The 7,051-nt window shown below is 31.0% G+C and carries 6 protein-coding genes; 3 read left to right on the top strand and 3 right to left on the bottom strand.

Annotated elements, in window-relative coordinates; translation table 11 throughout:
* The first annotated feature begins 330 nt into the window (after positions 1-330).
* On the top strand, positions 331-1,125 hold the full coding sequence (locus FS935_RS22890; RefSeq protein WP_146950911.1) for a ParA family protein: 795 nt from the start codon (positions 331-333) through the stop codon (positions 1,123-1,125).
* The gene (locus FS935_RS22885) at positions 1,112-1,402 is read left to right on the top strand and encodes a hypothetical protein (protein ID WP_146950909.1); all 291 of its coding nucleotides are present in this window, start codon (positions 1,112-1,114) and stop codon (positions 1,400-1,402) included. Before FS935_RS22890 ends, FS935_RS22885 begins: the two co-directional genes overlap by 14 nt.
* Before the next feature lie 160 nt (positions 1,403-1,562).
* Here the strand turns inward: FS935_RS22885 and FS935_RS22880 are convergent, their stop codons facing one another.
* The gene (locus FS935_RS22880; protein WP_158638697.1) at positions 1,563-2,609 is read right to left on the bottom strand and encodes a replication initiation protein; all 1,047 of its coding nucleotides are present in this window, start codon (positions 2,607-2,609) and stop codon (positions 1,563-1,565) included.
* Between the two features lie 551 nt (positions 2,610-3,160).
* Here FS935_RS22880 and FS935_RS22875 point away from each other — a divergent pair.
* Positions 3,161-4,504, top strand: coding sequence for an MmcB family DNA repair protein (locus FS935_RS22875; protein WP_146950907.1), 1,344 nt, complete (start codon positions 3,161-3,163; stop codon positions 4,502-4,504).
* A gap of 300 nt (positions 4,505-4,804) precedes the next feature.
* On the opposite strand, the gene FS935_RS22870 is transcribed toward FS935_RS22875, so the two are convergent.
* A complete protein-coding gene (locus FS935_RS22870) occupies positions 4,805-5,719 on the bottom strand; it encodes a tyrosine-type recombinase/integrase (protein WP_146950906.1) in 915 nt (304 codons plus the stop codon).
* A gap of 357 nt (positions 5,720-6,076) precedes the next feature.
* On the bottom strand, positions 6,077-6,925 hold the full coding sequence (locus FS935_RS22865; RefSeq protein WP_240051008.1) for a tyrosine-type recombinase/integrase: 849 nt from the start codon (positions 6,923-6,925) through the stop codon (positions 6,077-6,079).
* Between the last annotated feature and the right edge of the window lie 126 nt (positions 6,926-7,051).

Raw genomic sequence — 7,051 nt, 5'->3', positions numbered from 1 at the left:
ACAAAACATTTGAACAACCAACGACTGAGTAATTAGTATATCATTTAACTTCGTAGAAGTCAAATGTATTTTTTATTATTCTAACCCTAAACTTAAAAAGGGATTTTTCTTCTCTTGAGACTTTCAAAATCATTTCTCAGCGAGATTTACTATATTACTATTGTATGCAATAGATGTCAATAAGATTTTTAACTGTTTTATCACTTATACATCCAAGCTTTTAAATCAGCTCTTGCAATTCAAAATACCTCTTAACAAATAGAGATTTTTCACTTACTATTAAATGAAGAAAAGAAGAAAACAACGTTGGAAGAATGGAAGGTGAGAAGGTTGGCAATTACCATTACGATGGGAATCCAAAAAGGCGGTTGTGGAAAATCCACTACTTCAGGTATTTTATCTTATCTTTTAAAAGAAGATGGTTACCGTGTGTTATCAATAGATATGGATTCTCAAGGTAACTTAACTGAACTTTTATCAGAACAACCATCTAATGAGTTTATAGGGAAATCTGTATTAGAAGGAATACAACAAAATGATATTAAACATTACATAGTTCGAATCAGCGAAAATCTAGATTTACTTCCTGCTAATAACTTCTTAGCTACGTTACCTCGCTGGATCTATACAGGGAAAACATACACTGGGGAGACCATTCAATTTAGTGGCAACCCTAGCTTAATACTAGATAACGTCTTGGATCAAGTTCGAGATGATTATGATTTTATTATTATTGATACTCCTCCGTCCTTAAGTGAGCAAACTACTAATGCTCTATGCGCTAGTGAATATGTTGTTGTCCTATTTGAAAGCTCAAACTGGTGTTATTCTGCCATCCCTAACTTTATCGATTCTGTGAATAGCGCAAATGAATTTGGAAAACGAGAAACTAAGGTATTAGGAATTTTACGAACTTTGAATGATGTAAGACGAAATGACGCAAAAGCCTTCAATGAAATGATCGAAGAAGATTATCCAAATGAAATTTTTCAAACAGTAATTACTAGAAAAGCACCTGTTGGAAGATTATCTTTATTCGGATTTAATGAGAATGCTGAACTAAAACAAGCATTAGATCAATATAGAAACTTCTACAAGGAGTTGATTCAACGTGTCAAAAATTAATGATATCAAGAACATGAAACGCCAACAAAAAGTGATCACACCTTCACAAGCGTTAGCTGAAACCCTCGGAGATGACATGAAACAAGTACACACTGTTCCTTCTAACAAAGAAATCGAAAAAAGAAAGGAAGAAAGAAAAGTGGAAAGAAAACGAGTATCCTTTGATTTACGTACAGACTTACATAAAGAGTTGAAAATGGAAGCTCTTGTTCAGGAGAAGAATATTTATATATTGATTGAAGAAGCTTTGGAGAAGTATTTGAAGGAAAACAAGTAATTAGTAAAGATTTATTTTACTACTATATGAAGAAAAAACACCATAGATAAGAGGTGTTTTTTCTTCATACTTTCAAAGGTATTAGCTAGTGTGAATACCTAGGACAACAAAGAAGTAGGGTTATAATTTCACGTTTGATTATTGATAAACACTGTGTTTTTTAATCAACTTCAAGCCAACTAGGAATGATTTCTTTTCTAATGACTTTTTTATCAGCTGTTTCCACACTTACTTGATGATGACTAGTGCCATTTTCAATACATTTCACTTTTTCCTTAAGTATATGTGTAATAAAAGCAATATGATGTTTAATGTTATCTATTTTGAAGGATTGCTGAGCTAGTTTATTGATCTCTATATATTTATTTTTGCCCCATACTTTATTAGCTAGTCCAACCCATCTTTCTACCACATCTTTTGTTAACTTATAATTATGTTTTTCATATAAGACGCAAAGTTGAACATAAAGAGATTCAAACCAATCATCCTTTTGAGTAATGACATCAGCCTCTTGAGCAATTATATTGTTTTTAGAATGAATCGTGAAATGAATAGCTGCAACCCTTTTGCCCTTTTTAATTTCATGATAAAAAAAGGAAATGTCTGTCTTTTCCTCAATTTCTTTGAGTGATGTTGTTAATACCCGTTTTTTGAAATTATGATATTCCTGATATTTGTCAGTAGCCCCAACCATTTCTCTTAATTCTTTTAAAGGTATTTCTACTTCCTTTAGTGATTGCCATTTCTTCAAAATCTCATAAATTCTTATCGAATAACCACTTTTTAATTCCATCACATTTTTTAATTTATATGAAGTGAATTCCCTTTTTAATTGTAGAAGATATGGTTTCAATCGTGGATCAAAAGATAAATTAACACTACCGTCACTTTCATTGTATTCTACATAAGATAACCAACTCATTTGTTTGAGTTTCTTTTCTTCCCTAATTTCTACTACTTTTCCGATTAAATTCTTTGTGATTTTTTTCATTTCAGAGTATTTTGGATTTCCTTTATATCCAAGTAATTCATAGAATTGTTTAATTGATAATGTATAAGTTTTGAAATCATCGTCATCTTTTCTGATCTTACTAACCAAATATAGAACAATCTTTTGTTCAGTGATGGTTAACTTATAATTAGCATCGATTAATATATTTGACTTCGTTACAACATTGTTATTAACTCGCACCTCATGATGCTCCAAATTCACACCTTCTTACCCGTACATTTTTGGTTCTACTTTCTTTTTCTATTTTACTAGTTACTTGATCGTTTAAAAAGTACAAACTTATTTTCATGTACGCTTTGAAACCAAATTTGTACGGGGTAAACCAAATTTGTACGCTTTGAAACCAAATTTGTACGGGTTATAAAACCAAATTTGTACGCTTTGAAACCAAATTTGTACGCTTTGAAACCAAATTTGTACGCTTTGAAACCAAATTTGTACGCTTTATACGTCTTAAACCCTTATGTACCAACGGTTTAAGACAGCCTAAAACAATAAAACAATTAAAACAATAAAACAATTAATATAAAAACAACAAAAGACTTTGATTGATTTAATTAATACTTTATTAATAATTTTTCAAAAATATCAAGCTAAAAGATCATGTTTATGAAATTATTGAGATCAAATGACTTCGTAGCAATACTTCAAACATGAACATTATGTATGAGTTGCCCTTATTGCTTAATAACCTTTTTTCATTATAAAATACCCTATAAGTGCTCGGTGCACTTTAGGAGGTCATAATGAAAGCAACTATTACCGGAATAGATCCGTTAAGTAAACGGATTTTGTTAGATTTAGACAGAGGTTTAAAGGTTTTACAAGTTCCTGATCATTACCCTGTTTCACTAGATCAAGCAAAGAAGTTATCACGTTTTAGAAGAATGCTAGACATTTCAAAAGGAAATTTAGAAAAAGAGTATTATGAAAGGTTGTTATTATTAGGACTTAAAAGCCTACCTCTTTCGAGTTTAATTAAACGATTTGATTGGGGAGGAGTAATGGAAATTCTTTCTGTAGTCACTGATGAGACAACACGAGATGATCTCAATTTACTAATTTGTGCCTTAAATGAAAAGAAGAAGAAAATCCGAGAATTTAAAGAAGATACCAATCTGATTTTAGAACAATTAGAGGCAACTAATAAATCATTACACATCAAGGAAAAAGAGTTACTAAAACTGCAAACAGACATGACTAAGAATGTAGAAGTATTTAATAAATATAATCAGCCTCTTCGTTCGTTTTTAAAAGAATATGTAGGATTTTGTGACGGGCAATTAATCTTAGTCAAGAAAATACATACTAGTTGGAAACAAGAGTTAATAGAGCAAGCTATTATTGTGTACAATGATGATTTATATGTATATTTCATCAAAGATTTCATTTCTTTTACCGAATCTTTGAAGACCAGGCATAACCGTGGTCTTGAGTATCGATGGGATCAAAACGAGTCTTTGATAAAAGCACTCAAAGCTGATGATAGATATAGGCTACCACCTGAATTTAGTGAACCCTTTATTAATTCATTAAATTTAATAAAACAAAAACTACTAGAAATTCAACACAAAAGAAAGTTAATCAATAGAGAACTACAAGATATAAAAAGTAAAACCATGCTTTCTTACCTGGAGTTATCCAATAAATCTAACTTTCTTTCAACGTTAGATTTAAAACGACACAAAGAACTAAAAGAAATGGCACTTAAATGGCTTTTTCAACGTGGTTTTATTGCCGTCGCAGACTTTACCCTTCCAAGCGGAAAACAAGCCGATATTTTCGCTTATAACGAGTCCCAGACTGTTATTTTTAATGTGAAGGTTTCATATGAAGATTTATTAGCAGATTCAAAATGGAAGGAATCTTTACCCTATTGTCATGATTATTTCTTCTTAACACCCTCCGATTTAGTTTTAGCAGTCACAGAAAAAATTAAAGATATTGACTGTGGTTATTTTGTGGATAATGGGAGTGGTTTAAAAATAAGTAAAAAAGATGAACGCCTAGTGAATTCAATAGATCAGGAGAATGAATTAAGGTTTGCTGCTGGACAACTCTTGGCTAGGAAATTTATTTATGGATATTGATATTAAAACGATGCAGATTTTCTCTATAACATCACTGCTAATAGGTTTTTGATTCGAAGACCTTTCTTATATCAAGGACAAATAAAAGAAGAAAAGAACTTTCAAAGGAATAAACGTTTATTCCTTTGAAAGTTATTCTTTGTATCACTGATGTGCTATTCAAATAAAAAAGCTGAACTATTTAAGTCAGCTTTTGGTCAAATGTAGGGGGATGAACATTTGTATTTTTATTGTTTCCTAGATTTAAAGACTTTATACATATTGCTCTCATTCTTTTTCTTCTTTTATCTAAAACTAAAACTAAAACTTAGGCAAAGCATTAACAGCCTCAGCTAAATCACTATAGGAATCTTTTAAGTACCTACTTGTTGTAGCAATGTTACTGTGACCTGCTAACCTTCTCACTTTTTCGATATCATTATTCGTAGCCCTTAACATCCATTTACAAAAAGTATGGCGAAACATATGTGGAGTCAGTTTTTTCTTGGGTAAGCTGTAACTTTCAATCATCGACTGAATCCCTCGCACGGTAAATTTTGAAGACCTTTGACTGTAAAAAACATAAGACGACTGAGCAACATGTGTTTTTTGTTTTTTCATTTCTAACCGAAACTTTAACCAATCTTGAATTTCAGCAAATAGTGTATGAGAAATAGGAATTGTCCTTACCTTCATCCCTTTTCCTACTACTCTAATACGTTTTAACTCGAGGTCAATGTCTGTTAACTTGAGATTTGATAATTCGTTAACACGTAATCCAGCGTATGTAAGTAAATATATAATCGCCCTGTCTCTACGGTACTTTTCCTCGGTGTTAACCCCTCTACTATTAACAGGTTTTTTCCTTATTAACTGCAACAAATTTGCAAATTCCTCTTCAGTAAGCCACAAGATCTTTTCATAATCCTCATCAGCTGATTTTAAGTCTTTAATTTCTCGCATTGGATTATGCTGCAGTTTGTTGTTATTTGTTGCCCATGAATAATAACTTCTTAATGAATTTAGCCGACGATTAATCGTTGAGATAGCCAATGGTTTTAGATCAGTTGAATTCAGCATCTGATCTACCCATTTATGAATATCTACTGCAGTAACATATTCGTCTGACCTAGCATATATATCATTAAAAAAGGAATTCAAATCATTCGTATAAGAGATGATAGTATTGTTTGCCAATCCTTTTTCTTTAAGATAGGAAATGTAATCTGAGAACATTTATTTCAATCCTTTTCACTTATATGACGAGTTGGAGAAACTTGAAAGTATAGTAGATAGTAGATAAAAATCACATTATACGATGAGTATAACATGGGTTTATAAAAAAATACGTATATAATGTATATTATATGATGAGTTTGACTCCGATATTTACAAGAGATTTATCTTATCCTTACAAAGATAAAACATCAAAAAAGAACTTAAATATTTCAACTAGAATCACAAGGTTATTATATAAAACAGAAAGATAATAACTTCAATTTGATTAAAGTGACTTTAAATAAGGAGTCAAGATTTACTCGACTCCTAAGTAATTCACTTCGCCTCCTAAGACAAAGTGCCCGTGTGTATCTTTTAAGAAAAAGCTTTGTCTATAGCAAATTCTAAATTTGCCTCTAAATTGTTAGCATAGCGTTTTGTTACATTTACATCTTTATGACCTGCCAACTTTGCTACTGTGTGAATGTCAATTCCCTTATCAATAAGCTTTTGGCAAAATGTATGTCTCAATTTATGAGGGTGAACATCATACTTTTGTAACATATATTGTACAGCTCTAGTCGATATTCTTTTATTAACGTTTGAGACAAATAATGCATCTTCTATCATATCCAAAGAATCAATATAATTTTTCAGATGGGTGCTAGCTTCTTGCGATAAAGGAATGAATCTTTCAATCTTGCCTCTTTTATCTTTAATAAGCAGGATCTTTTGGTCCTTATCAATTTTAACATCAGATACATTTAAAGCACATAATTCTGATATTCGAATTCCTGTATACAAAAGAGTGTAAACAATGGCAATATTTCTTAGGTTTTGATCGGATTTAACTTCTGTTAATAATAACTTTTCTTCATGTTTTTTAAGGGACTCGGGCACTTCATTTTCCTTACTTTTTTCTTTGCACTGTATATCTAAAATAATTTCAGATTTACCGATGAAACGAGAAAAGACACTTATCGCAGCAAGGTACTTTTCAATTGTACCTGCATTCTTTTTCTGCGCTTCTAAATAGTCCATATATTGCTGAACATCATTTTTAGAAATCTGGTCAAATTCTTTATTGCTTTTGTCTAACCACAATTTAAATTTCTCAAGAACTCCTACATATGTTTTAATTGTAGAATCAGCTTTACCTTGTTCTTTCTGCCATTCAGAAAAATGATCCATTAGATTTCCTATGCTATTTTCTTTCATACCCATCACCGCCCCTTAATTTTTCAGAAAAGTATGATTCTGTAGTTTAATTATACAATTTAATTTCGTTAAAATCAACTTCTGTGAATACGTATACAAAAAAGAACTAATCTTAAAAAGATTAGTTCTTTT

Source organism: Metabacillus litoralis, assembly GCF_007994985.1.
Taxonomy (GTDB): domain Bacteria; phylum Bacillota; class Bacilli; order Bacillales; family Bacillaceae; genus Metabacillus; species Metabacillus litoralis.
Note: the sequence above shows the minus strand (reverse complement) of the source record. Positions and strands in the feature narration are given on the sequence as shown.

What these genes read in the sequence shown, in the direction of transcription:
- FS935_RS22875 (WP_146950907.1), top strand. Translation starts at nt 3,161, where the DNA reads ATGAAAGCAACTATTACCGGAATAGATCCGTTAAGTAAACGGATTTTG.
- FS935_RS22870 (WP_146950906.1), bottom strand. Translation starts at nt 5,719, where the DNA reads ATGTTCTCAGATTACATTTCCTATCTTAAAGAAAAAGGATTGGCAAAC.
- FS935_RS22865 (WP_240051008.1), bottom strand. Translation starts at nt 6,925, where the DNA reads ATGGGTATGAAAGAAAATAGCATAGGAAATCTAATGGATCATTTTTCT.